The 2437-nt window shown below is 56.1% G+C and carries 3 protein-coding genes; all 3 read left to right on the top strand.

The features are described 5' to 3' along the window. On the top strand, window positions 1-822 hold an 822-nt coding region (locus ACE3TU_RS03905; protein WP_374620445.1), incomplete at its 5' end, for a tyrosine-type recombinase/integrase. After that, a complete protein-coding gene (locus ACE3TU_RS03910; RefSeq protein WP_374620447.1) occupies window positions 822-1649 on the top strand; it encodes a hypothetical protein in 828 nt (275 codons plus the stop codon). The genes ACE3TU_RS03905 and ACE3TU_RS03910, both read left to right, overlap by 1 nt. Before the next feature lie 58 nt (window positions 1650-1707). Continuing rightward, window positions 1708-2205 (top strand): helix-turn-helix domain-containing protein, encoded by a 498-nt coding sequence (locus tag ACE3TU_RS03915; RefSeq protein WP_374620450.1) that lies wholly within the window; start codon window positions 1708-1710, stop codon window positions 2203-2205. Window positions 2206-2437: the final 232 nt, after the last annotated feature.

Consider the following 2437-nt stretch of genomic DNA (forward strand, 5'->3'; position numbering starts at 1 on the left):
AACACCCTTGAGACTTACGCCGGCCCGGTGTTTGGCGAGAAGCCAATCGATACGGTGGACCTCGGCCTGGTGATGCAGGTGCTGCAGCCGATATGGGCAGAGAAGACGGAGACGGCCAGTCGCGTTCGCGGCCGGATCGAAGCGGTTCTCGATTGGGCCACCGTCCGTGGCTATCGGCGGGATGAGAACCCGGCGCGCTGGCGCGGCCATCTCGACGCGCTGCTGCCCGCTCGGACCCGAGTGCGCAAGATCAAGCATCACGCTGCTCTGCCGTATGCTGAGCTTCCGGGCTTTATTGGAGCGCTGCGACAGCGCGAGGGGACAGCAGCTCGCGCATTTGAGTTCATGATCCTCACGGCCGCGCGAACCGGCGAAGTGATCGGCGCCGATTGGGCAGAGATCGATCTTGATCGGCGGATCTGGACCATCCCAGCTGAACGCATGAAGGCGGGTCGTGAGCATCGCGTGCCATTGACGCCGCGAGCTATCGAGCTTCTCGGCCAACCGCCTGATCTTCGGTCTGGCCCCGTGTTCACCTCAGGCAGGAGCACGGAACCACTGTCGAACATGGCCTTCCTCGCCCTGCTCAAGCGGATGGATCGTTCTGATTTGACCGGACACGGTTTTCGCTCAACCTTTAGGGATTGGGTTGCCGAGAAGACTGAGTTTCCGAACGAGCTTGCAGAAATGGCGCTGGCGCATACCGTCAGCGACAAGGTCGAGGCCGCCTATCGTCGAGGCGACATGTTCGAGCGTCGCCGAACACTGATGAGCAATTGGGCGGAGTTTGCCACCGCCGTCGGAGAAAATGGCGCTCGATGATGAACATACCCACGACATCGACATTCCGCGATGGCTTGAGCTACATCAGACGAAAGACGGGCATCTCTAGGCGCCCTATCATAAAGGCACTGGGATCAGGCGACTTGCATGCCTGCATTTTCCTTGAGCGGAAAGCTCGCCAGATCGTCATTCTCCCCTCAACGTATTTCAAGGAAAGGGGCGGAGATGATTTTGACAAGGGCGATCACGGTCGCTCCGTATCAATTCGACTAAGTGAGGTACTTGAAGACCTTGGCGATACGCTAGACGCCATTGGCGCCTCGATAGTCGATCCCGGGTCGAGCTCTCGCGACCGTTCGACTCCGCTTGGCGCCGAATCCGATGAAGTGCAGCAGCGGAAGCAGCTTGTTGACCGAGACCATCCACTTCGCGAGTTCCAATTTTTTGTCGAAAGTTCACCTGCGGCCTCGGAGACCATGGTGGACGACAAAGGCCGACTGGATGTTGCAGCCATACAGCGAACACTCATAGCCAACTCGGACAAAATTTTTAGGCTACATTTTTTTGATCGCGAAGTAGATGAATTTATTATCGATCATCTCGGCTCAGATAGGCGCAAGCCAGGCCCAGTATCTGTCGATTTGAACGAGTCTTATTGGTTTGCATTGCTGGAGAAACTCGGCCTTAAGTCTCAAAAACTCCCGCATCAGGGGGCCATACTCGATGCGATGGAGAAATGGTGTAAGGATCCGACGATCCAATCCCCTGATCGTTCTGTCGACATTTCGGATACTTCCAGGGGGCAAATTCAGCGCCAGTTGACAGAAATCTGGCGGATCCTGAAGGCCAAAGCAGAAAATAATTAATTGTAATTATTGAGTAAAATAAGATGCGCAGTCATGCCGGCGCAGACATGCTTGGATCATGTCGAGCACCGTGCATCACAGCGTTACTGGAAAGCGCCCCGACGAAGGCCTAGAGCCGATCGCGGTGAGCATTGCGCAGGCGTGCAAAGTAAGCGGGCTGAGTCGCCCGACGATATATAGATGCGTCGCCTCCGGCCAGCTCCCGACCCGCAAGCTTGGCGCGCGTACCCTTGTCCTAGTCGAAGACCTCAAGTCGTTTCTCCGTAACCTTCCGCGCGGGCGAATTGCAGGCTGCAAAGAAGAGGATGGACCTGCGCTCGGCCCCATAGGGCCGTCATGGCCGATGCCCGGCCAAACAAAGTCATTTCACGCAATCGACCAAATAGGCCTCCCAAATGAGCAAGATTATTCATGCTGCGGAGCTCGGCTCCGCTGCCGTCCGCTTTGCAATTATTCGCGGCACCATGACGTCTGTAGGCAATCTGCAGGTTGTCCGCGCGAGCCCCGGTTTGGCGATCAATATCACATTATATCTTCGCGGAAGACCGTCCCCTGATCAAATCATTAGCTCAATCTCCACATGGCCGTCGAACACAGTGCACATCGAAGATCCAAAATATACTCTAGTCATTCGAGATGAATGCGCGCTTTCTCTCAAAATCCTTTGGGATGGGCCTCAGTCTTGCCACGTGACGACCTTCCATCGAGGCGAGTGGGAAGCGCGCCTTCTCAGTTCAGTGCGCGATAGCGTCCCTAGTTTTTGAGAGGGCGGCGCTATTCATGTCCAA

This window comes from Devosia sp. (genome assembly GCF_041917035.1).
GTDB lineage: Bacteria > Pseudomonadota > Alphaproteobacteria > Rhizobiales > Devosiaceae > Devosia_A.

Bases quoted from the DNA above. Each gene is read 5' to 3' on its own strand.
- ACE3TU_RS03910 (WP_374620447.1), top strand. From the start codon at position 822: ATGAACATACCCACGACATCGACATTCCGCGATGGCTTGAGCTACATC.
- ACE3TU_RS03915 (WP_374620450.1), top strand. From the start codon at position 1,708: ATGTCGAGCACCGTGCATCACAGCGTTACTGGAAAGCGCCCCGACGAA.